Source organism: Paenibacillus sp. SAFN-054, assembly GCF_051966755.1.
Lineage (GTDB): Bacteria > Bacillota > Bacilli > Paenibacillales > Paenibacillaceae > Paenibacillus_AQ.
The window spans coordinates 467,639-492,061 of the sequence record NZ_JBQCKS010000004.1; the positions used below are offsets into that span (position 1 = coordinate 467,639).

The window sequence follows — 24,423 nt, forward strand, 5'->3', positions numbered from 1 at the left end:
CTGGGCCATGAATGGTCTTGAAACGAGAGGCAAATCGTTCATTATCGATGGAGAGCCTGTCCGCATCATTTCGGGTGCGATCCATTATTTCCGGGTCGTCCCGGAATACTGGGAAGACCGGCTCCGGAAATTAAAGGCCTGCGGCTTCAACACGGTGGAAACGTATGTGGCATGGAATATCCATGAACCGCGACAAGGAAGCTTCGTCTTCGAGGAAGGCGCGGATCTCGTACGCTTCATTGAAACCGCGGGAGAACTCGGTTTGTACGTGATCGTTCGTCCGAGCCCTTATATATGCGCCGAATGGGAATTCGGCGGACTGCCGTTCTGGCTGCTCAAGGAGCCGGATATGCGGCTTCGGTGCAACTACAAGCCGTTTCTCGATCACGTGGACGCTTATTATGACGTGCTGCTGCCTAAGCTCGTGCCGCTTCAGCGCACGAGCGGCGGTCCGATCATCGCCATGCAGATCGAGAACGAATACGGCAGTTACGGCAACGACAGCCGGTATTTGAACCACCTGAAGGATGCGATGACATCCCGCGGCATCGATGTGCTGCTCTTCACCTCGGACGGGCCGGGCGACTTCATGCTGCAGGGCGGCATGGTACCCGGCGTCCTCGAAACGGTCAACTTCGGCTCGCGGGTAACGGAAGCCTTCGCCAAGCTGGGCGAATACCAGACGGACCAGCCGGACATGTGCATGGAGTTCTGGAACGGCTGGTTCGACCACTGGGGCGAGTCCCATCATACCCGCAATGCCGCTGAAGCGGCCGAGGTATTCGGCCGCATGCTGGAGGCAGGCGCGTCGGTGAACTTTTACATGTTCCATGGCGGGACCAACTTCGGCTTCTACAACGGCGCGAACTGCGGTGAAGACGGCTACGCCCCTACGACGACAAGCTATGATTACGATTCCGCGGTCAGCGAATGCGGCGATCTGACGGATAAATTCCATGCCTTCCGGGCAATGCTCGCCAAGTATGCCGACCTTCCCGAGCTGAAGCTGCCCGAGCCGATTGCCAAGCAAAGCTACGGACCGGTGGAGCTGCCTGAACGGGTCTCTTTGTTCGATGCACTGCCCGCACTGTCGGCTCCGATCGAAAGCGCCGTGCCGCTCACCATGGAGCAGCTCGACCAGGATTACGGCTTTATCCTGTACGAGACGGAGATCAGTGGTCCGCGGCCTGCGATGGAGCTTGTGCTTCAGGAAGTACGCGACCGCGCCCTCATCTTCCTGAACGGCGAATATCAAGGCGTCGTCGACCGGATGCAGCAGCGTCAGCCGCTCAAGCTGACGATTCCTCCCGAGGGAGCCCAGCTGCGGATTCTCGTCGAAAATCTGGGCCGGATCAATTATGGCCCATTCATGAAGGATCCCAAGGGAATTACGGAAGGCGTGCGGCTCGGCAACCAGTTCCTGTTCGGCTGGAAGATGTACACCCTGCCGCTGAATAATCTGAATGCGCTCCATTTTACCAAGGGAAGTCCAAAGGCGGCTCATGGAACGCAGCCAGCAGCCGAGACGGGAATTCCCGCATTCTACAAGGGTACCTTCCATGTGGAGGAGGCCACCGACACCTTCCTGAACGTGGCTGGCTGGACCAAAGGCGTCGCCTTCGTGAACGGCCGGAACCTCGGACGGTACTGGGATATCGGACCGCAGCGGGCCCTGTATATCCCTGCCCCGTTCCTCAAAGCAGGCAGCAATGAAGTCATCCTGTTCGAGCTTCATGAACATGAACATACCATGATTACACTGCAGGACCATGCAGACCTCGGCTAAACTTTATTTATTGTTATGACAGACTAAAGATCCGTTATTTATCCAACTTGTAGGGCTATCCCGGCAGCTTTGCGTGCCGGGATAGCCCTTTTGCTGCCTGTAGCGATATACCACCCCCTTCGTACCTCCTACATAACTATCATAAATCTTGTAACTTAATGCCTATAAATATAGTGCTTTAACGTCACACAGAACTAGAGTTTTAGAACCAAATTCTGTGTAAAGCTTTCAGAATGATGAAAACGCTTTATATAAAAAATTTTAACCTTTTGCGGTGCATGACTTTAAAAAACGAAGAAAACTGCCGATAAGTGGTAAGTGGAGTCTTTCCGTAAGTCTCAAACCTTTTGCCTAATTTATCCACTTTAATGGAGTTCAAGTCCTAGAGAGAAAAAAGAGAGAATTGCGCAGAGAAATAGAGAGTGCAGCGGATAGGGCCTAAGAACTATGAATAAGGAGGAATTTTATTGTCATGCGTTTCAACCTTAAACAAAAAATGATCACATTGATTTGCCTTCTTTTGCTGCTCAGTTTGGGTTCTGCATCGTTTGCCAGCTATAACAGCGCATCCCGTCTATTGCAGGACAGCATCCAGGAGGAAGCCCTGCTTAGCGCCTCCAATCTGGCCATGAACATCAACGAGTTTATCGACTTGGAAATTGCCAAGGTCGAATCGGTCGGAAAGCTGATTTCCGGCAATAAGGAAGAGGACTTGAAGCTGATCCAAAAAGCGCAGGAACAGAACAAGGAATATGAGACGTTCTTTTTCTCCTATGATTTGACCGGAAAAAACGTCATTAACTTCCTTGGCGAAACCACCGACGTATCAGACCGTGTCCACTATCAGGAAGCCGGCAAAGGAGAAGGCAAGATTGTCGTGTCCGAGCCCGTCGTCTCCAAACGTACGAAGAACAATATCGTAACGATGATCATCCCTCTAATGAAGGATGGCAAACAGTACGGTTACATGGGTTCAACGCTTCCGATTGACAAAGTGCAGGAAACGGTATCCACGCAGAAGTTCGGTACCAAGGGCTATGCCTTTCTGCTCAGCAAGGACGGCAAATTCATGTGGCATCCGGAAAAAGAGATGGTGCTGAAGAAAACCGTACAGGAGCAGAACATCAAGCCTGTCCTAGAAGCTTACCAAAAAGTGACGAAAGGCCAAACAGGATATTTCAACTACACCAAAAACAATGCAGACTACTCGGCCGCTTATGCGCCGTCTACCTATAATTGGGGGGTTTTTGTCACATCCCCAACCAAGGAGCTGTTTGCGCCGATCACGGAGCTGACCCGCAATCTGCTTATCGTTGCCGTCATTGCCCTGATTGTCGCTGTTGTCATCGCGTACTTATTCACCGCCCGCTTGATTCGCCCGATCCAGAAGCTGAATACCGCCGTGAAGGAAGTGGCGCAAGGCGATTTAACAAAAACGATTACGGTCCATGGAAAAGATGAAGTCGCCGTGCTATCCAGTGATTTCAATCAGACGGTTACCGATCTGAAGCATCTGATCGAAGGGGTGAACCAGTCCTCGTCCCAAGTTATGGACGTCACCAAGACGGTATCAGGCGGTGTCGATGAAGCAAGACAAAGCATCAACGTCATCGGTTCCTCCATCCGGCAAATTGCCGACGGGGCTACGACGCATGCCTCTAGTGCGGAGGAAATTTCGATCTCCATGAGCGACATGGCGAGCGGCGTGGTCAAAATTGCCGAAACGTCCTCGATCGTATCTGAAGCCGCCCAAGAAGCGGCGAGTCAGGCCGAGAACGGCACGGTTGTCGTAGAACAGGCCGTCCATCAAATCCGCAACATCGGTACGGGGACGGATAAGGTCGCCGAAGCCATCGAGCGGCTGAATGAGCGTTCGCATCAGATCGAAGAAATGCTGGAGTTCATTACGGATATCACGACCCGCATCAATCTGTTGTCCTTGAATGCATCCATTGAAGCCGCCAGAGCAGGCGAGCATGGACGCGGGTTCGCGGTGGTGGCCGAAGAGGTCAAGAAGCTGGCGGGACAATCCGGGCAGTCCACGGAAGAAATTTCGCGCATCGTGAACGAAATCCGGGAAGATACGCGCAATGCGGTTCTGGTCATGAATGACAACCGGAACGACGTCATGACCGGCATCGCCTATATCGAGGAGGTCCGCGAGAAATTCAGCAGCATCCTTGAGGCGTCCCGTCATGTAGCCGAGCATATTCTCGAGGTATCCGCAGCTTCCGAGCAGATGTCGGCAGGCTCTGAGGAGGTCAGCGCTTCCGTGGAGGAAATGAAATCCATTGCCCTGATGACTTCGAGTGACGCCCGCAACGCTGCCGAGGCCGCCGAGAAGCAGATCCGCTCCGTCGAGGAAATCGCTTCTTCGGTGCAGCAGCTGGAGAACGTCGCCCATGAGCTGCGCAAGGAGCTTTCCAAATTTAAAGTATAACGAGCGCCGCGTTCCGCTTCCCCATGAGCGACTGACACCGATGAGTACTTGAAAGGGGGAATGCCTGGAAGAAGAGACTCAGTTTCAGTGAAGAACGCAGGGTGCACCTGCAAGCTGCTTCAACTGCTTCAACTGCATTATCCGCAACAACCGCATTACAAAACACAACCAGAGACAAATGGAGGAAATCAAACATGTTTAAGAATTGGAAAAAAGTATTACTGGCCGGAGCTATCACATTATCTTTGGCAGGAACAGGCTATGCAGGTCATGATCTGCTCAGCACGCCGAACGTATCTGCTGAATCCGCATCCGCGAACGCGCCGGGTCATGTCAAGAATCAGGCGGCATCGCAGCTGGATGAAATCATTGAAAAAGGATATATTCGGGTGGGTATGACTGGCGACTACAAGCCTTTTACATATTTGAACCCTACAACCAAGGAATATGAAGGCTATGACGTAGACGCAGCCAAAGAACTCGCTAAAGACCTTGGCGTGGAAGTGCGTTTCGTAGGAACGACATGGTCCGATATGATGAAGGATCTGCAAGCCGATAAATTCGATATCGCTGTTGGGGGCGTTACCCGCAATACGGCAAGACAAAAAACCGCTTATGTATCCCAAGGCTACGTAACATTCGGCAAAGCGCCGCTGATTCGCGCTGAGGACAAAGACAAATACCAAAGCATTGAAGACATCAACAAGCCTTCGGTACGCATCGGCGTGAATCCGGGCGGAACCAATGAAGTATTCGTGCGCCAGTACCTGAAAAACGCCAATGTTACCGTCGTGCAAAACAACCTGGATATCCCTCACCTTGTTGCGGATGGAACTTATGACGTGATGATCACGGATACCGTCGAAGCCATGACTTATGCCAAAGCGGACTCCAGACTTTACGCAGCATTGACCGACAAGCCGTTCACGAAGAGCGAAAAAGGCTACATGATTCCTCGCGGCGACTTCATCTATGCGAGCTACCTGGAAATGTGGATGGACGAAATGAAGCTGCAAGGCAAATTCGACGCCCTCTACAAAAAGTGGATGGAATAGTTCAACCGTTCCATTAAAAGTATACACAGCCAAAAGCCTCCCGCAGAACTGCAGCGCAGTTCGGGGAGGCTTTTTTCGTGACAGGGCAATTCCTTTACGCTTCCCTGCAAATGTGGTTAATGAACAGCGACAGCAGCCTCCGCATCGAACGGGCGCCCATTTTGGCCATGACATTCGTCAAATGATTCTTTACCGTTTTTTCCGTGATGCAGCAGTGCTCGGCAATTTCCTTGTTGGAGTATCCGCGCCTCGTGATCAACGATAAAATTTCCATTTCCCTTTGCGTGAGGCTGTAGCGCTCGGCAAAGCTTCTCTTCCACGCTTCAAAGCGTCTTCTCGCATGCTCGTCATAATCATCTTCGCTCATCATGTCAGTCCTTAGTCCGTTATTTCTCTAATAGACTACAGCGTTATCTCAGTGATGGTCAAAGGTACTATTTACCATTTGAATCAAATCCCGGGAGGACTCTGACATGTTGAAGAGGAGATGGCGACCACAGGCGCACATTCCCACGCCCCTTACCTCCCTTGCTGCGTCTTCTCATACTGCTTCTTGGCTTTGTAAGCGAAAATGGCGTACACCAGAATCATTGCCGGGATAACCAGCCAGATGAATCCCCGGAAGAAGGCGAAAGGCGTTTCGAACAGGAATGCCCGCCAAAAGGCTCCTCCGCTCATGTCCCACAGTCCCGGCGTGTAATACAGGAGCTTCGGCTGCACAAAGGCCGTTACATCAATGACATCCGTTGAAATCAGCACCGCAAAGAGCGGAATAAAGCAGCAGGCGAGCTGCAACCACATCTCGGAGATTCGTTTGTACCGCGCCGCTTTGGAATCGACATCGGAGAAAATATCCCCGCTTCCCGCCGTCCCGATTTGCCTGAAATACTGCGTGCCCGAGCTTTTCGTTCCGGCTACATGCATCCATCCGCTGTCCTCGAACAGCGCCTTGTAATCCTCAAAGTCCTGCCTGCTCTTAAAACTGCGGTAATCGATGCGGTAATTTGCCTCCTCCGGATGCGATGCCGCGAACTCGTATGTCATGGATTTTCCCACCAGCACATGGCCCTTCCTGGCCATCTCGTTCAGCCATTGTTCCTCATGATCAAAATTAGTAAAAAACTTCATCTTTTTCATGACGGCACCCCCGTTTCTATCTCATGATCGTATTCGTCGTCTCCAGCATATGGCGCATTCGTTCGTAGTCCTGCTGCAGGATCGCCCGTCCCGCATCCGTAATGACATACACCTTCCGGCGGCTGTCCTCGCTATGGACCGGCATGATGAATTTCTGCTTCAGCAAGTTCTCCACCGCCCCGTAGAGCGTCCCGGCGGCCATGCGCACCTGGCCCGCGCTCAGCTCCTCCACTTTCTGCATGATTAAATATCCGTGCGCGGGTTCGAGCAAAGCGAGCAGTATATAATACACCGTTTCGGTCAGCGGCAGATTTTTGTCCCTGTTCAATGCAAAAGCCTCCTTCAGTTCAGTGCCGCTATATATCGTGCAACTGTATAGTTATACTATATATAGTTAAACTGTATATTGCAACATAAAAAAAGCCAAAACCTTCTAAAAAAGGCTCTGGCCTATACTTGTACCTTCCTGTTCCCCGCATTTCAAGCTGCCCGATCATTTCTTGCTGTCTTCAAGACGCCCGCTTCAAGCTTACTGTTCGCTCAAATCCGCAGCCTCCACACGCACGGTCACGCACCCGTTCCCCGGCGGGATTTCCAGAACGATCAGCCCGCTTTCGGCGTCCGGATATGGACGGATCTCTGCCTCTAAACGCTCTGCCCCCGCAGCGTGGATCATATCTTTATGGATCTGGCCTGCGTGAGGATGATAGACAACCGTCCTGCCGCCGGACGGAATAAACGCCATAGTAAGCGTTCCGGTATCATAATCATAATGGTAATCTTCAAGATCGCCGCCGATCAGCTGCGGGTAAGCGCGGCGGAGCGCCTGGCTGTAAGGAGCCTCCCGGAACCCGTCACACCAGCACCAGTAAGTATTGCTCCATAAGTATTTCTCGAAGATAGCTACCAGCTGCCGCGTCAGCTCCGCCGTTGCTGGATGATCCGTAAAAGCCCCCCACTCCCCGACCAGAACCGGAACATCCAGCCGCTCCTGCACCTTTCGATGCGTTGCAAAGATGAGCTCGACCCGCTCCCGGTTATAGATTTCGTAATGCTCCGTATCAACCACCAGATCGTAGCCGTGGGGAGCAAAGACCTGCCCTGGAAGAGAGGCACCGTCCTTGCTCGCAAGCGTCAGGCCCGACTCCACACCCATGTTGGCAAAATAGCTCGTCGCAAGCATCAGGAATCCGTCCGGCACGGATTCGCGAATGGCGGCAGCCGTCTTATCGAAGAACGGTGCAAGCACCTCCCGTTCAAACCGCTGTGATGCTTCCCTAGCGCTGTCCACCAGCGCTCCGTAAATGGCCATGTCGGCCATGCCCGCGAGGACCTCCTGCTTCTTCTCCTCATCGAACCAGAGCGCGGCCAGCTCCTCCATTGCCGGTTCCTCCACGCCCATCACCTGCTGGGCGTAGGCGGCGATGATGCTGCCGAATACCTCCTGGCCCTGCGTGCCGGGATAAGGCTCGTTCATCATGTCGCAGCCGATGACATTGGGGCAGTCCGCGAAAAACGCCGCCGAATGCCGCCACATCGCCGCATAATGATCCTGAAGGCCGATCCCGTCCGGTGCCGGTGCATTCGCCCAAAACTGATCCAAGGAACGGTTCACCGCCGGGCTCTCCAGATAGGCATCGCTCCATAGGCTGCCCTCAGCATGGGGAAGACCGTCGGTAAGCGTCGCCCATGCCGGAGCTCCATCGCCGAAGAGCTGGCTGTACAGATCCTGATGCATATCCAGGAATACGTAAATGCCCTGCTGCTCCGCCCAGCGGACCTGCTGCTTGATCCGGCTTAAATAAGCGTCGTCGTATACGCCCGGCTCCGGCTCGACGCCGTCCCAGATCAGTCCGAGCCGAATCACGTTAAAGCCCTGCTCCCGGAACCAGGCGAACAGCCCTTCGTCACAAGGCGTCACATAGCCTTTGGACTTTTCCTTGCAGACCAGGTTTACGCCGCTCAGGATCACCTGCTGTCCCTCTTCATTCACGATACGCTGCCCGTCGGCATGCAGCTTCTTCATCATTGATCTTCCCCTTCCGTTTCCCCGGCTTCGGCCACGGGAATGTACATCTCGATATAATGCTTGTTGTACTGGTTATACAGATTGATCTCCAGCGAGTCTCCAGCGATGCATAAGCCCCGGCGGCGGATAAAAGCCTTCATCTGCTCGTAATGCCGGTCGAGCTCGGCATAGCCCTCTCTGCCGATAATGGCGCACTTTCTTGCGCAATAGCAGGAGGGCAGCCTCCGAAAGGCTCCGGCGCCCTCCATTGGAAACGTTGACAGGATGCCGTTATGCAGGTAGCTGTGATACTGTCCCGCCTCCAGATTCCCCTTCGAGACGACCGATATAATATGGCAGAAGGCCAGCCACTCCTGGTGGGCGCCAATGCTCCGAACCTGCTGCTGAACCCGGCTGCCGAGCTTCTTGTCTTCGCTTTCCATGACGGAATCCGTCAGGAGCGCCCAGTACGGGCCCCGGTTCACCAGCTCGATCATATCCGTGTCCTCGAAGCGCCGGAACTGCTCATCCAGCACATCCAGCTTGCGGGAAAGCTGCTTCAGAAACGTAAGCTGGCGGCCGATGTCCTGCCGCTTGTCGGCGATCAGCATGCGCACGTCGTCCAGGCTGTCACTGGTCAGCAGGGCCTGAATGCGCTCGATCGGTACATCCATGGCCCGCAGCATGCGGATGGTGATAAGCGAATCGAACTGCTCGAGATCGTAGTAACGGTAACCGTTGCCGTCCCGGTCGCCTGAAGGAAGCAGGCCGATTTTGTCATAATAGCGCAGGGTATCGATGGGAATATCCAAAATTTTCGACACCTCTCCAATTGTGAATTTCAGCTTCAGCAGCGGACTATTCATCTTTCGGACCTCCTCTTCTGGCAAAGTTGCTGAACGCGGATATCTCCTCCTCTTTTCGCTTGTCAAAAGGGTACAGCGCCATCGGAATAAGACCGATGAACACGGTGACCAGCGGGATCAGCCCTGTCGCCACCCGGATGCCGAGCACCGCGGATTCGCTTTGCACGGGGGCCAGCCCATCGTAGCCGAACGCCCCGATCACGCTCATGAAAATGACCGTTTGCAGGCTGGAGAAGGCGATTATGAAGATGGAGAACAGGCCGTTGAACAGCCCCGTTTTCCGCACGCCTGTGACGCGCTCGTTCTCGTCGATCAGCAAAGCCCCGACCTGCGAGGTTGCTGTCCGGAAGTAATTGACCGTAAACACGATCAGCACATAGGAGAAGGCGGCTGCCCAAAGATTGTCTGCGAGAAAGATTCCGCCGTATCCGAGCACCGCGAAGCCCGTACCCAGGTATACGCTTTTTTTCGTGCCGAACGTTTTTACGATATACCCCATGACGGGCAAAAACAGGAGCGCGATCACGTGCGTGCTCACATCCACGACCGTTGCCGTCAGGCCGTCCGCATTCAGCACATCATCCATGTAATACAGATAGGGCGTAAAATAAAACCCGATCGGGCCCAGCGTAATAACCGAATACAGCACATACGTCAGAAACGGGCGGGACTTGATAATCTGCCACGCCTCCCTCCACAATTCCCGCGAGCTCAGCGGCTGATGCTGCAGGGTCTCATGCATGTGGGCATCATCCGGTAGCCCGCGCAGGGCCAGCACGAAAAATATCGTCTCCGCCGCAATAACCGCAGTGAAAATCGGAATGATGATCTCGCGCCTTCCGTCGCCGACAAGCAGCAGGGTCGGAATGAGCGTAATCAGAAAGGACATCGCCTGCGAGATGTAGTTCTGAATGATGTTGACGTCGACGCGCTCTTCCTTGGTCGGTGCCGCGATCAGCGTATAGGACTGATAGGCCACGCTGTAAGCGGTTGCAGCCGTGTCGTAAATAAACAGCTCCACCGTGTACAGCAGGAAAATAAGCCACTGGCTCCAGTCCGGACTGGATAGCATCATAAGGAACGAGGAGACGATCATGAAAGGAACCGTCACACGCATCAGATAGACGTATTTGCCGCGGTTCGGGTGATTCCTCATTTTGTCGATCCAGACGCCGATCATCGGGTCGTTCAAGGCGTTCCAAATGTTGTAGATGATGTACACCCAGCCTACATAGGTGGGACTTAGCCCGATCATGTCAGTGTAATACTTGATGAACACGTTATGAATGAGCACGCCGCCGACGGACAGAATAGGGCCCGGCAGGGCCAGCTGCCACTTCTGCTTCAGGGTCAGCCCGGTGCCGGTAAAGCGAAACGCTCCGCGAACGGAGCCTGCCATCTTCCGCAAGATGATCAAATGTCCTTTCCTCCCCGCTTTTTTATTTCGCCCGAGCCCTGCTGATGGATTGATTTGCCCCTATTATAAAGGATGGAGTTACTCCAGATTAAAGGGGTTTTCGGAAATATTTTTTCTTGAAATAAGAGCAGCCTGTATGAAGCTTCATACCAAAAAAACTGCCCCCGGCAGCAAGCCGGAAGCAGCATATAAGTGATATAAGAAATGAATTCACAGGGGCGCTTGGCTGGAAACGGCGGTAATCTTCCACCTGTGCTCGGATGGCTGCAGCGTAAAATACAGGCTGCCCCCCTCCGGGCCTCCCTCCACACGAATAAGGGCCCCGCTCCCTGTTTCGGACTCCGTTACATATGCGAGCTCGTCGCCGCCCTGGCCGAGATTCAGATGCTTTGCGGCCGGAAACGTCTGTGCCTGGCTGGTGGAGGCCAGCTGACGAATTTCGCTTTCCAGATAGTCTTGGTTTTTCATGTCATCAATCCAATTGCGCACGACATCCACGGCCGCTTCCGGATGCATGAACACACCCTTTTCGTTCTCGTATGACAGCTTCCACGTTTCGGGCTTCGAGCGGTTAAACGGCTCGTAAACGGTCACCACATGCTGCTGAAAATCATGGTACCGGTAGACCGATACGCTGTCGGATATCCCGTCGCCGTCCACGTCCTTCAGCAGCCGTTCCCCGCTATTGGTAGCATCCGGATAATTGTACATGACAAGCTCGGGCCGCCCCTTTACCAGCCGGTATACGCTGAAACCCCGGGCCTCATCCCCGTTTTCCGCGTTTACGACGATATAACGCTCATGTCCCTTTGTCAGCGGCTGGATCGATACGCTCACGTTCGCATGGTCGATCGCCTCGATCGGATCGGCGAGCTCTCCCGAGTTCAGATAGGCGTTCCCCTGCTGCTTCACGACATAATTTCGGCCCATATATGCGGCTATAAGTTCTTCCGTACCATCCCCGTCCAAGTCTCCGCGGGCCTTCACGTCCAGCTTCTCTGTTTTATTCGATGCCTTGGCCAAGTAAGCTGCGAAGCCGCCGTTTCCGGTTTCCCGGTCCTCTGCCGGAATCTCTCCCGCATCCTGAGCCAGCATCTTGCCGTTCACGACCGTACTTGCGATCGTTTTGCGGGTCCGGTCGCAGGCAACATCGATTTGCAGCTGCCTTCGCGTATCCATGATTCTGAAATCCCAATAGCTGTTAGCCCTGGCCAGTTCGCCGAGGAGCTTTAACATTTCAGCCCGGTTTGCGGCCTCCTTAGCGTCAAAAGGCAATTCCACATAGAAAACGGGATAGGTCCGATTCTGCTGCAGAATAACTTTTTCCATGCTCACGCGATGATTTGCAAATACGCTCTTCACGGGATGATCCCACGTGCCGGGGTCGGAAATGAGGACGTCCGGGCTTCCCTCCACCGGCGTCGTGCCTTTCTGCGCCTCGTCATGCTCCCGGCCGGTTTCCTGCGCAGCATTCCCCTGAACGGATTCAGCCCCCGCCTCCGCGCTCTTGGCGGGTGAGGGGCCAGTTGGTGCTTCTCCTTGACAGCCAGTCATTAGAAACAGTAGCACTGCGATACAAGCGGATAATTTTCTCATCGTTCTCCCTTTTTCATCCAAATGATTCTATTTCTATAATTCGTCCTTTCAGACGTAAATACCTTTACTTGGGGGTGATCGACGGCCATCCATTTGACCCGAAATCCGCAGCATCCGGACAGCCGGCAGACGCCCGATTTCGTGCCGTACCGCACGGTCCGATGACGGCATCGGCCCATAGGTAAGCCTTGAATCGCAGCAAGCGTCAGCAGCAGATGCTGAATCCAAATGCCCGACATGGAAGCAAGGCCAGAAGTGAACCTTCGTAAGCAGCAGCAAAAAGGACCTTTTCCTAGGGTCACCCGGGAAAGGTCCTTCGTATCAGGGACGACGTACTTGCTGAGAACAAACCTGCAATTCGCCCTCCGACCCGCTAATCGTTGATATACATCCGCTTCACCCTGCCGCCCAGGCGGCTCACGATCTCGTTGGTCACCGTGCCGCAGCGCTTTGCGATCTCGCCGGCCGTAATGGTTTCGTAGCCGTCCTGTCCGATCAGCGTCACCGTGTCCCCCTGCCGAACCCCGTTGATGAATGTCACGTCAACGGTAAGCTGGTCCATGCAGATGCTGCCGATGATATGTGCCCGCTCCCCATGGACGAGAACAGCGCCGCCATGCTCTGACAGCGATCGGGGTACGCCGTCGGCATAGCCGATGGAGACAGTCGCGATCCGGATAGGATCGGAAGGAACAAAGCGATGGCCATATCCGACCGGATGGCCGGCTTTCACTTCCTTGACCTGGGTCACGGTCGCCTTCAGCGAGAGCACCGGCCGCAGATCGGCGGGTACCCGTACTTCGTCGTCTTCTTGGCTCAGAAGCCCGTACAGCGCGATGCCTGGACGGGCGAGCTCATACCCGGCCTCAGGGTAATTCAGGATGCCGTAGCTGGCCTGGGCATGGGTCAGTCCCGGGTCGATTCCCGACAGCCTGAGCTGCCGGATGACATGGTCGAAACGCTGAAACTGCTCACGCGTGAAGTCGGTCTCTGCCGGGCCCAATTGATCGGACATCGACAGGTGGCTGAACGTCCCCGTGACCTTCAAATGCTCAAAGCGGTAGCAGTCCATGATCGATTGAATATCATCGTACGGCTCGCCCAACCGGTTCATGCCGGTATCGATTTTGACATGAACATGAAGGTCAACCCCGGCCGCCTCCAAGGCTCTGCCATATTCCCAGCTCAATAGCGTCTGGGTCAGACGGTAACGGGCAAGCTCGCAGGCAAGCTCCGGGGAGGTATATCCGAGGATGAGAATGTCGCCGGGAATGCCGTGCTCTCGCAGGCGAATCCCCTCCCCGATCTCCGCTACGGCAAAATACCGGATGCCGCCCAGGCTCAGCTCCTTAGCCGCCTCTATGCTGCCATGGCCGTAAGCATCCGCCTTGATTACGGCCATAAGGCGGGTCGTCCCGGGCAGCATCCGCTGCAGCTCCGCAGCATTGTGCATCAAATGCCCCAGATGAATCTCAGCCCACGCCCGCTGTCCGCCCGGAGCAGCATTCCGCTGTCGTCCGGATGGATGAACGGGTGCGTAAGCCGCGGGCGTCCTTTGATACCATGATCGCAGCTCGGGAAGAGAAGAATAGCCGGACAACAGCGGCACGACCCGTTTCGTATCATAACCGCCCGCCACGCCACGTCTGCTTTCCGAACCAAGCACCGCAAGCAGGATTAAGCCGGGCACCATGACCGACAATCCTCCCATAAGCATCAGCGCGAGATACCCGGTCATAATCCGTTCCCCGCTCCGTGTCGGTGAAACATCGTAATGATGCACCCGTTCACGTTATTACCTGATATCTCCACATGGGTGCCCGGCTGCATCCGGAGCTTGATCTCCAGCTCTTCTTCCGGCTCCGCCAAGAACATTTCGATCAGATATTCCTTATGCTTCTTGAACAGATGCGGCCCGTCCGGCGTAAACTGCTGCATGTATTGCGTGTATTCCTCCAGGCACATGCCGTACTGTTCCATGATCGTTGCATGCGGAACGCCGACATAACGAAAATGCCAGGGCTCGCAGGCGATATGGGTCAGATGCTCTTTTCCCTGCTTGTAGCGCTGAATAAATCCGTAATCGGCAGCCAGCCGCCGAAAATCCGCGAATACCCCATGCTCCGGAAAAGAGGGGCAGAGATAGTCGACGCCGGTGGTCAGCTCGCCTACATCCACCGCAAGCCCTGTCTGGTGCTCGCTCTCATCGGGCCGTGCCACATAGCTCGCGGTAAAGACGGCGCCATTCTCGGCGTAAGACTTGTCGTATATCCGCTGCTGCTGCATCCGTGTGCGGTAGCCGCTTACGATGCCGATGCTCTTCTCCGCATGGCAGGCGGCAATCAGCGCCCTAAGCTGCCGAAGGCATGTCCGTTCCAGGCGCATTGGGTTCTCTTCCGTGCTGGCAGGCGTAATGTGTTCAACGGCAGCCAGGTTCTGGCAGGGCATGGCGAGCCGCAGCCGATGCTCGGCGTTGACCAGAACCAAAGGACCGGAATGAATCATCCCGGGGTTTATGCGGATCACGCTTCCGCCGGTATGCATCATCATGACGCCCCCCTCGCTAACGCAAGCCGGATCAGCCGGTCCATCAGTTCCGGGTACGATACATGGCTGGCGCGCATCATGTTCGGATACCGGCTCGCCGCCGTGAATCCCGGCATGGTGTTGACTTCGTTAAACACGATGCGGCCGTCTGTGCCGATGAACATATCGACGCGCGCCAGGCCGCTGCAGCCCAGCGTGCGGTAAATCCGCCTTGCGGTTTCTTTGATCCTCGCCGCGGTTTCTTCCGCTATTCGGGCAGGGAGATGAATCGTCGATGAGATCAGGGAGTATTTTTCGTCAAAATCGAAAAATTCACCCTTCAGCTCGATCTCGTCGATCTCCCCGATCAACGGATCCACATCGCCTAGAACGGCGCAGCCGACCTCAAAACCGGCAACGTTCTGTTCCACAATGACCTTCGTATCATGTGCAAAGGCAGAGCGAATGCCCTCCATCAGCTCCAGCTTGTCGTAAGCTTTGGTAATTCCGAAGGATGAGCCGGAACGGGCAGGCTTGATGTACAGCGGGAAGCCGAGCGGCTCGGCCTCTTTTACCGCCGTATACAGATCTTCTCCCTCATACACGGTGATGGACAGGGCTGTGTCCACTCCCGCCGCCTTCACAAGCTGGCTTGCGATCCCCTTGTCCATGCAAACGGCAGAAGACAATGAACCGCAGCCGACGAAGGGAATTCCGGCCAGCTCCAGCAGTCCCTGCACCGTTCCGTCTTCCCCATTCCTGCCGTGCAGCACCGGAAACACCACGTCGACCGGGGTCAGGCGATATTCCGTGCCCGCCAGCTCCACAATGCCCGCCGCCTCCCGGCTTGGCGAAAGGAACGCCGGAAGGCAGCTCGGATGCGTCTGCCAGCGGTCTTCACGGATGTCCTCCGTGCCACCGCCGTACCGGAGCCAAGCGCCTTCCCTCGTAATCCCGATCAGCACCAGATCATATTGGGACTCGTCCAAATGATCGATGACCGAAGCCGCCGATTTCAGCGATACCCCATATTCCGTCGAGCAGCCGCCGAACAACACCGCGACCGTTTTCTTCTGTATGTTTAGCATCTGTTATCTCCCCAGTTCATACGGGCCGGACCTTGCACATCCCTGGACCGGCACCAAGATAACCTGATTATAAAGAAGGGAAATTAAATAATTTGAAACGAAAAATAAACGATGGTAAAGGAAAGCTAAAGAAAAGTTAAAGGCAGCTGTTCCTTCACGATATTCCCGCATTCGAACAAAAAAATACCGTCAGCGTGCTGACGGTATATCTTCGCCCTATGTGTTCGACTTATTGAACTAATGATCGGCAGCCTACCAAGGTCACCTGCTCCCGCATACCCTCCGGTACACGCACCTCAACTTCGACGCTGCTTGGCGCAGCTACGCGTACATGCATCGTATCACCGTTGACGCTCCAGCTCACGTCGATTCGTCCGCCCTGCGGCAAAGGCACGCTGCCGCGGGCCCAGGCCAGGTCGCACGGCTGCGGCTCGACGAGAACGCGGGTCCAGCCGGAGCCGGCACGCTTGACCCCGAGGATGCCTTGGCCCAGAAAATAGCCCGGCGCTGCCGACCAGGCGTGGCAGTGGCTGCGCGTCAATTGCTCCGGATTGGCCCGGTTCTCGGAGAAATTCGGGTACATCTCCCAGCAGGTTGTCGCATCATAGCGGAGCATTTGGCCGAAATTGAAGCGGATGTCGCTTAGCAATTGTTCGTACCGCCCCGCCTCCGCTAACGCTTCATAATAGAAGAAGGACATGAATGGGCTGCCGATTTGGACAAATGCCGCAGGAGGGCTCAGCAAGTACGAGCCGATAACTTCCTTGCGTTTATCCGAGGCAACCCCCGTAAGGAATGCGAGCACCTGGGTCTGCATGCTGATAATATCCGACCGTCTTCCGTCCGCATGAATGCAGTCCAGATACGCCTGCTGATCCTCTTCCCACAGATGAGCATTGATGGCAGCCGCCAGCTTTTCACCTGCGCCCTTCATACGCGCGATATCCGCGGCCTCTCCGCCTGCGATTCGCGCAAGCTCTGCCGCCTTGTTCAGCGTAAGCACGAGCATCAGGTTCTGGTGCGTGACGATGCCCTCATTCGGCTGGTCGATCGGCGCCCAGTCGAGCAGATTCCAGCCCCGCATGTCCAGGAGGCCGTCCGCATTCAGCTTTTGCAGGTAATGCTCCAGCGTGTAACGCACCTCCAGCCATATTTTCGCGGCGAATTCGGTATCGTTCGTGTGCTCCACGTATTCCAGGCAGGCGATGGCCCAGAAGAAGGTCCAGTTCGGAATGACGCTGCTCCAGCCGCTTGGCACCTGATCGATATACAGCGGCGACATCTCTTTCGAGCCGGGGACAAGGTTCAGGCAGCGTTTGACGATATCCAGCGACCCAAAAACGTAATAGTTGACCAAAGCCTCATTCCGGCTGTCCCCTACCCAAAAGACCTGCTCGTAGGACGGGCAGTCCACGAACGTATCTTCCATGCACAGCCTCGTCGTATGACGGCTGATGTTCCATATTTCATTGAGCAATGGGTCGGAGCATTGAAAAGCTCCTGCATTCGTAACCGGATACGTGCTTTGGTTCACGTACACCTCATACAGCTTCACCGGAACAACCGCCTTGCGCACCGTCAGCACCAGGTAGCGGAACCCGCGGCGCACCGGCGACAAATACCTCTGCCGTCCCTCCCGGCAGATATAACGGATCGTATTGTCCAAACCATAGGTATGCTGCCGGTAATCATCCCGCATATATTCAAAGCCGTACACATCCATAATCGTTCCTGCGGCAGCTTCCACTTCAAAGCCGATGAACCCCGATGTTTCTTGGCCCACGTCGATCACGATTTCACAATCCCCGGCTTCGTTCCCGAACATCGGCAGCACGGCCGGCTCCGGCGTCGGCAGGATCGCCCGCTCCAGCTGCGACGTTACGCTGTATGCCTCCGCCCCTATTGTCCAGACATTGGCGCCGAGCACGTCCTCCTCGCTGTACAGCGCGGCCGGAAACGGCTGAATCCATTCCGCCAACGCCTGAAGCTCCTCCATGTCGGCAGCACCCGCCGCCTTCAGGTAATCCGGATGATCCATCCGCAGAGGCTTCGGCTCCTGGTGGTCGATATGGACCGTCGTATCGAAGGGCCCGATGAGCATGAGCGGCGTGCCGGCTGGCTGCGGCCCAGCTGCTGCAGGCGTCTTCCACTTCAGCGGTACCTCGGCATGCGCCGCCAGGTGGAAGCCTCCTCCATGATCCCATGACGTCACGTCGATCAGCACAAAATGCGTACCCGCCGTGAGCTCCAGCGTGCAGTACCGTTCCGGCGAATCCCCGGACCAATCCGTACACAGCCTGCCATCCACCCACATCTTCTCCGTCCGCCGACCGGCCGGGAAGCCAAAGGTGACTGCGCCGGCTTCTTTCAAGTTCAGCTCGCCCGCCAAATACCCGACAAAGCTCACCGGATTGGCGTGCTCGACACTATCCGGCATCATGGCCGCGCGGAGATCCAGCACGGCGGACCATGCGGGGGCCCCGACCCGGCGTAATGACACGATGCGGGATGGATAGATTGTTTCTTCCGTCAAAAAAGGAATATCCCTTGGCATAAGCCGCTTCCACGGCTCGACCCCGGGCGGCCCGATGACCTTGGCCTGCTCCCAAACCGGGCCCGGGCCCTCCTCGCGATAGCTCACCGCGGTCCAGCGCTCATCCCACAGCCGCGCATCATACAGTTCGGCGAAGCCCTGCTGGCAGGACATCCGCGGCGATCGCGGGCTTTGGGCCTGCAGCCTGGAGGTCGCCCATGTCCCGTCCGTTCCGATCTGCAGGATGGGATTCCGTTCAGCAGCTTCGGCCTCCATCGAACGTACTCCATACTCCAACTCGGCGAGCAGTCCGCCCCGCCCGCGAATATAATAGAAATTCGACACGCCAAAATGCAGCACATGCACGGCGATCACGTTCTTTTCCCCGGCACGAAGCAGATGCTTGACCTCATACGAATCATAGAACTGCTCCTCTTTCCATGACCGCACCGGTCCCCGGCCCACCCTTTCGCCATTCACGTAAAGTACATACCGGGAGTCGGCAGCGATATGCAGCCAGGCCTCTCCCGGGGCCTCCTCCTCCGGCAGCACGAACACTTTCCGAAAGCAGCGCCATTCATTGCGCGGGCTTTCCTCCTCGCCTCCCCAAATCCACTGCGCGTTCCATGATCTCGAATCCATTCTGCCGATCAGCTCCCATCAAGCATATTGTAATCGCATTCATGACTACTCTGCTCTTACGTTTCACCGGCGGCGGGCCCCTTTCCTGCCGGAAGATTGAATTTAAAATTTCTATTCTTTCGGTGCGACAAAAAGACCGGATTCTCCTGAACCCGGTCTGTAAAGATGAGCCTTACTCGTTCCGCTACTTTCCAGCCTGCTGCTGCAGCTGTTTAAAGATTTCCTTCGTCCGCTCCGGATCCTTTTCATTATAGAAAATGTACCCGTTCCCCAGCTTGATGCGGATATACGGCGGGTTGTCCTTGAAAACATACAATCTCGTTTTGCCCAGTTCCTTCAAGCGGAAATGCCCCCGCGCATACTGTCCCGTGGCTTCGCCGTTCGTTTTGGCCCCGGAGGGAACGCTGTCAACGAGCGACAGTTCTTCAATATCACCGATATCAAAATCATAGGAATACATTGGATACTGAATGTCTACCCTGTGATTATCCGTCACGGCAAGCGTAGGCGATGTGAGCTCTGACCGGATCAGCATGAACGAGACCCCAAGGATCACCACGGCCGTCAACGCCGCCGTTCCCCATACCAACACTTTCCCGACCGGGGTCGCGGTATTGACTGTCGAGCCGATGCCTACGCGTTTGGGCACGAAAATGCTTTTGTCATGCGGGTTATGGTAAGTGAAGCCGTTCGCCCAATATTCATCCTCATCGGTATACACGATTTTTCCGTCCTGGGATAATACCTCCTGCTCCAAAATTCGGATTTTGCGGTACACGTAAAACACACCGCCGACCGGCAGCGCCGTGAACAGAAGCATGATCGCCAGCCAGATGCCGTCCATGGCCGTATTTTCATTGAGCAGGAGGATGTAAAGGAAGCCCAGGTGGATACTTTCGGCAATCGCCAGCCACAGCCACAGATAGGAAAGCGATCTTCGTCTCGCCTGATTCAATATCAGGTTGACCTCGGTGTTCATGCTGTATACTTTCGCCTTCATCCGGCGCATATGCAGCGAGATGCCGAGGAAGAGGGCCGTCAGAATGAACCCGCTCGCCGCGATGCCGGCAAGCTCCGTATCCTTGCGAATCGTCCACAAGAGCAAACCCGCATTCATCGCAAACGGAACCACATAAAGCCATAATGAAGCTGAACGCTGATTTTTGAGCTGAGCCACCCGCAGATCCGTCCAAATCACGCTCTTCTGGCCGACAAACCATTCATGTTGGCGCTTTAAGGCCAGCGTCTCCCGGAACGCCCTCCGAAAAGGAACCACCATGATGATCATGAATACCGTTAACCACACGAAGAAATAAAGAATTTGGTAAGGAAGCCAGCGATAAAGGACGACAAAGGGAACCAGCCCGATCGCAAGTCCAATGCCGGCCCGGGTTAGCGAGGCTTGAAATCGGACCTGTATGCGGCGGATTTCCGCGTGCTCCAGAGCCTCTTCGGGCAAAGTCACGGCAAACAGCATGCCTCCCCGGTACTTGGCCTGCGGCTTATACGTTGCAAGCAGCACGATATAACAGATCACGGCCGTGAATAACAAAATAAACGTTAACATTAGCAATCCAAACACCTCAATTCAGTCGTCGTTTAGGGGTGCCGATACATCATCGTGGAGAAGATCTGCGAGCAGAGCTTCTGGAACCTCGACTCGTTGATTCCCTGAATCGCCGCCTGCGCGATCAGGAGCTGAAGCTGATCCTGAAGCTCCGGGGACGGCTCCGACTGGTTCCGCGCTGATGGCGGACTCACTTTGGCCCCATGCCGGCGATCGATGACGATGTACCCTTCCTGCTTAAGCAGTGTATAGGTTTTGTTGACCGTCATCGTGTTGATTCCAAGCTCTTCCGCCAGTTGGCGCACGGTGGGCAGCTTCTCTTCCGGCTCCAGCTGACCCGTGGCAATGCCGATCACGATTTGGTTCCGCAGCTGCTCATATAAAGGCGTATCCCCATCCAGTTGTAAGGAAATCACCATCCACTTTTTCACTCCCTTGCCTATTACAATATCTCATTAAGTATTATATATTATAATACAAATAATACTTAAAGTCGAGGCGCCCGTTGCCCCATGCAGGCCCATATGATCCTTCTGGTGTGAACAAAAAAAGACACCGACATTCTGTCAGTGTCTTTGCACAGCATCTTTCGCCACAATCATTTGACGGTACCAAGCCAGGCGTTTTCCGCGCCGATCTAAAACGCGATCCATACTCCCGATTTATCGTCGGACACTTTGAACCTTGGATACCGGATGCACTCCGCATCCTCCTTCTCCAGGTCCACCAGCCACCTGGCATACGGCTCAAGCCCGTCCGAAGCGACGCGGCGCAGGAGCTTTTCTTCAAGTCCGTCCTGAACTCCCGGTTCAGCTGCCGGCCACTCTTCCGGATAAAACAGCCCATCCGTCACAAGCAGCACCCCCGCCAATTGGATGCGGTTGATTTTACCGCTTTCCAGATAGCGGTCTGCGTCCGGCAGTCCATTCAGCACGGAATATCCTTCATCGGTATTCATAACATCCTTGTTGCCGACAATTTGCGGAAGCACCTGCTCCCAGAGGGCCGCTCTGGTCCGGATGCCCGATGCGATGCCCTCTTTCCAGGTTGCCATGGACACTTGGCCCATATGCGAAACATGATCGCGCGTAATCGTCCGTACCTGGCCGTCCCGGTATAAAGCCATGATCATGCAGTCGCCTGCCTGCACATATTCGATATGGTGATCCGTAATCCGGATCAAAGCGGCCGCCGCCGTCCAAAGCTCGCTTTTACGATCCGTCCGAATTCCGCTGGCTCGCATCGCCTCCCCAAGTCTGGCATTCGCCTCGATCGTCAGCTCTTCCAGGCTGCGTTGATCTTCGCCTGGAAGCTGCTCGAAATATTGTTTAAGCAGCTGCGAAGCCAGCCTGCCGCCGGTCTCCCCGTCTCTACCCCGATAAGGCACCAGTGAGGTGGCACCGTCGATGACGCCGTATAGCCGCTGCCCCGGGTGGATGACGACGGCATCCTCATTCCATACTCCGGTCCCTTGGATGGAAATCTGATCTACTTTCATGATGGAATCCTCCTCGCCTCGCGCATGTTCCGAAATCATTCCGTCTCTTTGTCTAATGCACATGGTAGCACGTCTCCCCTTATTTGGAAAAGGCCCGTTCATCAAGGAACAGACCTTTATGAGAGTATTCCTATCCGCCAAAAGCTGTAAATGACGGATTTGCTCACAAAAGAAAAAACCCGATCCTCATGCGGAACGGGTCTTCACGGTGGAAACGAATCGTGGATGGCATATCTACAATTCGCCGCCGTTAAGGGCTTTTATCTTTATTTCTTGGACTGACTGGGGCTATTGTTCGTCAACACCGTCAGCATTCTTTGATCTTTAACCATTTTGGAATGACATTGGGGGCATACAGGCGCTTCGGAGAAAGCGAAATTATCCCGCATCCATCCCTTGCAGTTCTCGTTCGAACAAGACCATATATCCGTGAGTTCTGTAGGCAGATCTTCCAATGGTTTTTTTCGTGAGTTGTACATATGCATCCCTCTTTCTATCCAGTATAGGTTACGGCAATAAAACAAACGGTTGATGAGTGCGACCCAACTCTTGCAAAGAGAACTAAAAAAATGACCCCGAACAAATCTGTTCGGGGGCACCAAGCTCTAAATTAGAGTTTTACGACATTCTCGGCTTGTGGTCCGCGGCTGCCTTGCACGATATTGAATTCTACGCGTTGGCCTTCGTCCAAAGATTTGTAGCCGTCTCCAACGATTGCGCTGAAGTGTACGAATACGTCGCTTCCGCCTTCAACTTCGATGAAGCCAAAGCCTTTTTCTGCGTTAAACCATTTTACTGTACCTGTTTCCATTACCAATTACCACCTTTAATTTTATTATATGGCATTCTTATTCTTAAATAAAAATCACATATCGTACAAGGTTATTATGATCGCGAATAACCCTCTACGCTATGTGAATTCGTTAGGTCGCTATTACAATATCCTCATTATACCACAGTTTTATACGAATAGATACTTCCAGAACGTGTAAAATTAAAAAAAATTTTTTATGCCCGTTTTTCCGGCTCTTTTCGGGCTTGCATCAAGCTGTCCAGGGTGCGGCTGTACTGTACTCATGTATATCATCAAAAAGGATTAAACATGCGGCATCCAACAAAAACTGCCCCGATGTTTAATCCCTTGTCAAAATCTTCATTCGCCGCTGGATACGCAATACCCCACGAGGGCATAACGAAGGCCTTGCGCCAAACTCCCTAGCAGGAGGTCAGCTTAGCTTCTGGCCGCAGTTCGGGCAGAAGTTGGCCCCTTCGTTTTTCGCGCCGCAGTTCGGGCAGAAGTTCAACTTCTTGCCGCCCTGGGGGGCTGCGGTCTCCGATGATTCCGGATTTTTCGGAGCTTGCGGCTTTTGATCCTGATTTTGTTTTTGATTCTGATCCTGATTTTGATTTTGATTCATGTTCTTCATCATTTCGTTCGCCATGTTCATGCCCATCATCATACCCGCCATGTCCGAGGCCGCCCCTCCGCCCTGCAGCTTGCCGGAGGACATCGCGTCGGTCATGCTGACCTGCTGATATTTCTGCAGGTTGCCAATCATCTCATGGGAGGCCGTCTTCGTAATCATATCCTGGATTTCCTGCGGATAATTGAAGCTCATCACCTGGAAGCCCGTAATCGTCATGCCGTGACCCATCACTTCCATATCGAGGTCTTCACGGATGCCCTTGGCAATTTCGAACGCGTTCGCCTGCAGGTTGAACATGTCCTTGCCTTCCCGGCTGATCCACTTCATTAATAGCTGGTCGAGCACGGCCGTGATCCGGAGCTTCAAGTCCTCCACGAGATAGCTGTCCTTGATGCCCGCAACCTTATCAATCAGCGTGACGTAATCATTCACTTTAAAATTGAACGTGCCGTTGGCACGGATCGGCATGCCGCCCGGCAGTTGAGGCGTCGGGATCAGCACCGGATTTTGCGTTCCCCAGCGGACCGTGAATTCCTTCGTGTTCACGAACAGCACTTCCACCCGCATGCCGCTGTTAAAGCCGAACTTAAACCCTTTGAGCGTAGACAGGAACGGGATAATGTCCGATTCGATGCTGTACTCGCCCTCGTCCTCGAAAATCCCTTCGATCTTGCCGTTATTGAGGAAAATCGCGTCCTGGCCGGATCGGATGATCAGTTTACTTCCCTTTTTGATCTCCCGGTTGCTCCATTTCCAGAAAATCATGTCATCCCTGAACTCTTCCCACTCCACTACATTCGAAAACTGGTTTTTGAAAAATCCCATACCCTATCCCTA

21 protein-coding genes are annotated in these 24,423 nt (G+C 54.5%); 3 read left to right on the plus strand and 18 right to left on the minus strand.

Annotated features, from left to right (window positions below; genetic code table 11):
• The first annotated feature begins 7 nt into the window (after nt 1-7).
• From ACTHPM_RS20680 to ACTHPM_RS20690, 3 genes are all read left to right on the plus strand, one after another.
• On the plus strand, nt 8-1,786 hold the full coding sequence (locus tag ACTHPM_RS20680; protein ID WP_440396889.1) for a glycoside hydrolase family 35 protein: 1,779 nt from the start codon (nt 8-10) through the stop codon (nt 1,784-1,786).
• A 472-nt stretch (nt 1,787-2,258) separates the two neighbouring features.
• Nucleotides 2,259-4,226 carry a methyl-accepting chemotaxis protein gene (locus tag ACTHPM_RS20685; protein ID WP_440396888.1) on the plus strand — a complete coding sequence of 656 codons (1,968 nt, stop codon included), beginning with the start codon at nt 2,259-2,261 and terminating at the stop codon, nt 4,224-4,226.
• Between the two features lie 194 nt (nt 4,227-4,420).
• The gene (locus ACTHPM_RS20690; protein ID WP_440396887.1) at nt 4,421-5,281 is read left to right on the plus strand and encodes a transporter substrate-binding domain-containing protein; all 861 of its coding nucleotides are present in this window, start codon (nt 4,421-4,423) and stop codon (nt 5,279-5,281) included.
• A 94-nt stretch (nt 5,282-5,375) separates the two neighbouring features.
• Here the strand turns inward: ACTHPM_RS20690 and ACTHPM_RS20695 are convergent, their stop codons facing one another.
• The 18 genes from ACTHPM_RS20695 to ACTHPM_RS20780 form a co-directional block, all read right to left on the minus strand.
• Nucleotides 5,376-5,648 carry a helix-turn-helix domain-containing protein gene (locus tag ACTHPM_RS20695; protein WP_440396886.1) on the minus strand — a complete coding sequence of 91 codons (273 nt, stop codon included), beginning with the start codon at nt 5,646-5,648 and terminating at the stop codon, nt 5,376-5,378.
• A 152-nt stretch (nt 5,649-5,800) separates the two neighbouring features.
• On the minus strand, nt 5,801-6,418 hold the full coding sequence (locus ACTHPM_RS20700) for a DUF2812 domain-containing protein (protein ID WP_440396885.1): 618 nt from the start codon (nt 6,416-6,418) through the stop codon (nt 5,801-5,803).
• Between the two features lie 16 nt (nt 6,419-6,434).
• On the minus strand, nt 6,435-6,746 hold the full coding sequence (locus tag ACTHPM_RS20705; protein ID WP_440396884.1) for a PadR family transcriptional regulator: 312 nt from the start codon (nt 6,744-6,746) through the stop codon (nt 6,435-6,437).
• A gap of 201 nt (nt 6,747-6,947) precedes the next feature.
• Nucleotides 6,948-8,444, minus strand: coding sequence for a cellulase family glycosylhydrolase (locus ACTHPM_RS20710; protein WP_440396883.1), 1,497 nt, complete (start codon nt 8,442-8,444; stop codon nt 6,948-6,950).
• On the minus strand, nt 8,444-9,292 hold the full coding sequence (locus ACTHPM_RS20715) for a MerR family DNA-binding transcriptional regulator (RefSeq protein WP_440396882.1): 849 nt from the start codon (nt 9,290-9,292) through the stop codon (nt 8,444-8,446). Before ACTHPM_RS20715 ends, ACTHPM_RS20710 begins: the two co-directional genes overlap by 1 nt.
• Nucleotides 9,285-10,709, minus strand: coding sequence for an MFS transporter (locus ACTHPM_RS20720; RefSeq protein ID WP_440396881.1), 1,425 nt, complete (start codon nt 10,707-10,709; stop codon nt 9,285-9,287). Before ACTHPM_RS20720 ends, ACTHPM_RS20715 begins: the two co-directional genes overlap by 8 nt.
• 210 nt (nt 10,710-10,919) lie before the next feature.
• Nucleotides 10,920-12,278, minus strand: a complete 1,359-nt coding sequence (locus ACTHPM_RS20725) for a hypothetical protein (RefSeq protein WP_440421662.1) — start codon at nt 12,276-12,278, stop codon at nt 10,920-10,922.
• A 23-nt stretch (nt 12,279-12,301) separates the two neighbouring features.
• Nucleotides 12,302-12,544, minus strand: a complete 243-nt coding sequence (locus tag ACTHPM_RS20730) for a hypothetical protein (RefSeq protein WP_440421664.1) — start codon at nt 12,542-12,544, stop codon at nt 12,302-12,304.
• Nucleotides 12,545-12,678: 134 nt separating this feature from the next.
• Nucleotides 12,679-14,043, minus strand: a complete 1,365-nt coding sequence (vanT, locus tag ACTHPM_RS20735; protein ID WP_440396879.1) for a serine racemase VanT catalytic subunit — start codon at nt 14,041-14,043, stop codon at nt 12,679-12,681.
• Nucleotides 14,040-14,855, minus strand: coding sequence for a D-alanyl-D-alanine carboxypeptidase family protein (locus ACTHPM_RS20740; RefSeq protein ID WP_440396878.1), 816 nt, complete (start codon nt 14,853-14,855; stop codon nt 14,040-14,042). The genes vanT and ACTHPM_RS20740 overlap by 4 nt, the downstream gene beginning before the upstream one ends.
• Nucleotides 14,852-15,910: a D-alanine--D-serine ligase VanG gene (gene vanG / locus ACTHPM_RS20745; protein WP_440397284.1), complete on the minus strand. Its 1,059-nt coding sequence runs from the start codon at nt 15,908-15,910 to the stop codon at nt 14,852-14,854. Before vanG ends, ACTHPM_RS20740 begins: the two co-directional genes overlap by 4 nt.
• 238 nt (nt 15,911-16,148) lie before the next feature.
• The gene (locus ACTHPM_RS20750) at nt 16,149-19,094 is read right to left on the minus strand and encodes a family 78 glycoside hydrolase catalytic domain (RefSeq protein ID WP_440396877.1); all 2,946 of its coding nucleotides are present in this window, start codon (nt 19,092-19,094) and stop codon (nt 16,149-16,151) included.
• A 184-nt stretch (nt 19,095-19,278) separates the two neighbouring features.
• The gene (locus tag ACTHPM_RS20755; protein ID WP_440396876.1) at nt 19,279-20,661 is read right to left on the minus strand and encodes a DUF5808 domain-containing protein; all 1,383 of its coding nucleotides are present in this window, start codon (nt 20,659-20,661) and stop codon (nt 19,279-19,281) included.
• A gap of 32 nt (nt 20,662-20,693) precedes the next feature.
• Nucleotides 20,694-21,080, minus strand: a complete 387-nt coding sequence (locus ACTHPM_RS20760) for a GntR family transcriptional regulator (RefSeq protein ID WP_440396875.1) — start codon at nt 21,078-21,080, stop codon at nt 20,694-20,696.
• A gap of 218 nt (nt 21,081-21,298) precedes the next feature.
• Nucleotides 21,299-22,159, minus strand: a complete 861-nt coding sequence (locus ACTHPM_RS20765; RefSeq protein WP_440396874.1) for a protein phosphatase 2C domain-containing protein — start codon at nt 22,157-22,159, stop codon at nt 21,299-21,301.
• A 266-nt stretch (nt 22,160-22,425) separates the two neighbouring features.
• Nucleotides 22,426-22,638, minus strand: coding sequence for a cold-shock protein (locus ACTHPM_RS20770; RefSeq protein ID WP_440396873.1), 213 nt, complete (start codon nt 22,636-22,638; stop codon nt 22,426-22,428).
• Between the two features lie 131 nt (nt 22,639-22,769).
• Nucleotides 22,770-22,970 (minus strand): cold-shock protein, encoded by a 201-nt coding sequence (locus ACTHPM_RS20775; RefSeq protein ID WP_440396872.1) that lies wholly within the window; start codon nt 22,968-22,970, stop codon nt 22,770-22,772.
• A 415-nt stretch (nt 22,971-23,385) separates the two neighbouring features.
• Nucleotides 23,386-24,411, minus strand: coding sequence for an SPFH domain-containing protein (locus tag ACTHPM_RS20780; RefSeq protein WP_440396871.1), 1,026 nt, complete (start codon nt 24,409-24,411; stop codon nt 23,386-23,388).
• Nucleotides 24,412-24,423: the final 12 nt, after the last annotated feature.

Excerpts from the sequence above, each read along its gene's own strand:
- ACTHPM_RS20690 (WP_440396887.1), top strand. The coding sequence starts at position 4,421 with ATGTTTAAGAATTGGAAAAAAGTATTACTGGCCGGAGCTATCACATTA.
- ACTHPM_RS20755 (WP_440396876.1), bottom strand. The coding sequence starts at position 20,661 with ATGTTAACGTTTATTTTGTTATTCACGGCCGTGATCTGTTATATCGTG.
- ACTHPM_RS20715 (WP_440396882.1), bottom strand. The coding sequence starts at position 9,292 with ATGAATAGTCCGCTGCTGAAGCTGAAATTCACAATTGGAGAGGTGTCG.
- ACTHPM_RS20680 (WP_440396889.1), top strand. The coding sequence starts at position 8 with ATGAATGGTCTTGAAACGAGAGGCAAATCGTTCATTATCGATGGAGAG.
- ACTHPM_RS20695 (WP_440396886.1), bottom strand. The coding sequence starts at position 5,648 with ATGAGCGAAGATGATTATGACGAGCATGCGAGAAGACGCTTTGAAGCG.
- ACTHPM_RS20760 (WP_440396875.1), bottom strand. The coding sequence starts at position 21,080 with ATGGTGATTTCCTTACAACTGGATGGGGATACGCCTTTATATGAGCAG.
- ACTHPM_RS20780 (WP_440396871.1), bottom strand. The coding sequence starts at position 24,411 with ATGGGATTTTTCAAAAACCAGTTTTCGAATGTAGTGGAGTGGGAAGAG.
- ACTHPM_RS20710 (WP_440396883.1), bottom strand. The coding sequence starts at position 8,444 with ATGAAGAAGCTGCATGCCGACGGGCAGCGTATCGTGAATGAAGAGGGA.
- ACTHPM_RS20730 (WP_440421664.1), bottom strand. The coding sequence starts at position 12,544 with ATGTCGGGCATTTGGATTCAGCATCTGCTGCTGACGCTTGCTGCGATT.
- ACTHPM_RS20750 (WP_440396877.1), bottom strand. The coding sequence starts at position 19,094 with ATGGATTCGAGATCATGGAACGCGCAGTGGATTTGGGGAGGCGAGGAG.
- ACTHPM_RS20770 (WP_440396873.1), bottom strand. The coding sequence starts at position 22,638 with ATGTACAACTCACGAAAAAAACCATTGGAAGATCTGCCTACAGAACTC.
- ACTHPM_RS20740 (WP_440396878.1), bottom strand. The coding sequence starts at position 14,855 with ATGATGATGCATACCGGCGGAAGCGTGATCCGCATAAACCCCGGGATG.
- ACTHPM_RS20775 (WP_440396872.1), bottom strand. The coding sequence starts at position 22,970 with ATGGAAACAGGTACAGTAAAATGGTTTAACGCAGAAAAAGGCTTTGGC.
- ACTHPM_RS20765 (WP_440396874.1), bottom strand. The coding sequence starts at position 22,159 with ATGAAAGTAGATCAGATTTCCATCCAAGGGACCGGAGTATGGAATGAG.
- ACTHPM_RS20700 (WP_440396885.1), bottom strand. The coding sequence starts at position 6,418 with ATGAAAAAGATGAAGTTTTTTACTAATTTTGATCATGAGGAACAATGG.
- vanT (WP_440396879.1), bottom strand. The coding sequence starts at position 14,043 with ATGACCGGGTATCTCGCGCTGATGCTTATGGGAGGATTGTCGGTCATG.
- ACTHPM_RS20685 (WP_440396888.1), top strand. The coding sequence starts at position 2,259 with ATGCGTTTCAACCTTAAACAAAAAATGATCACATTGATTTGCCTTCTT.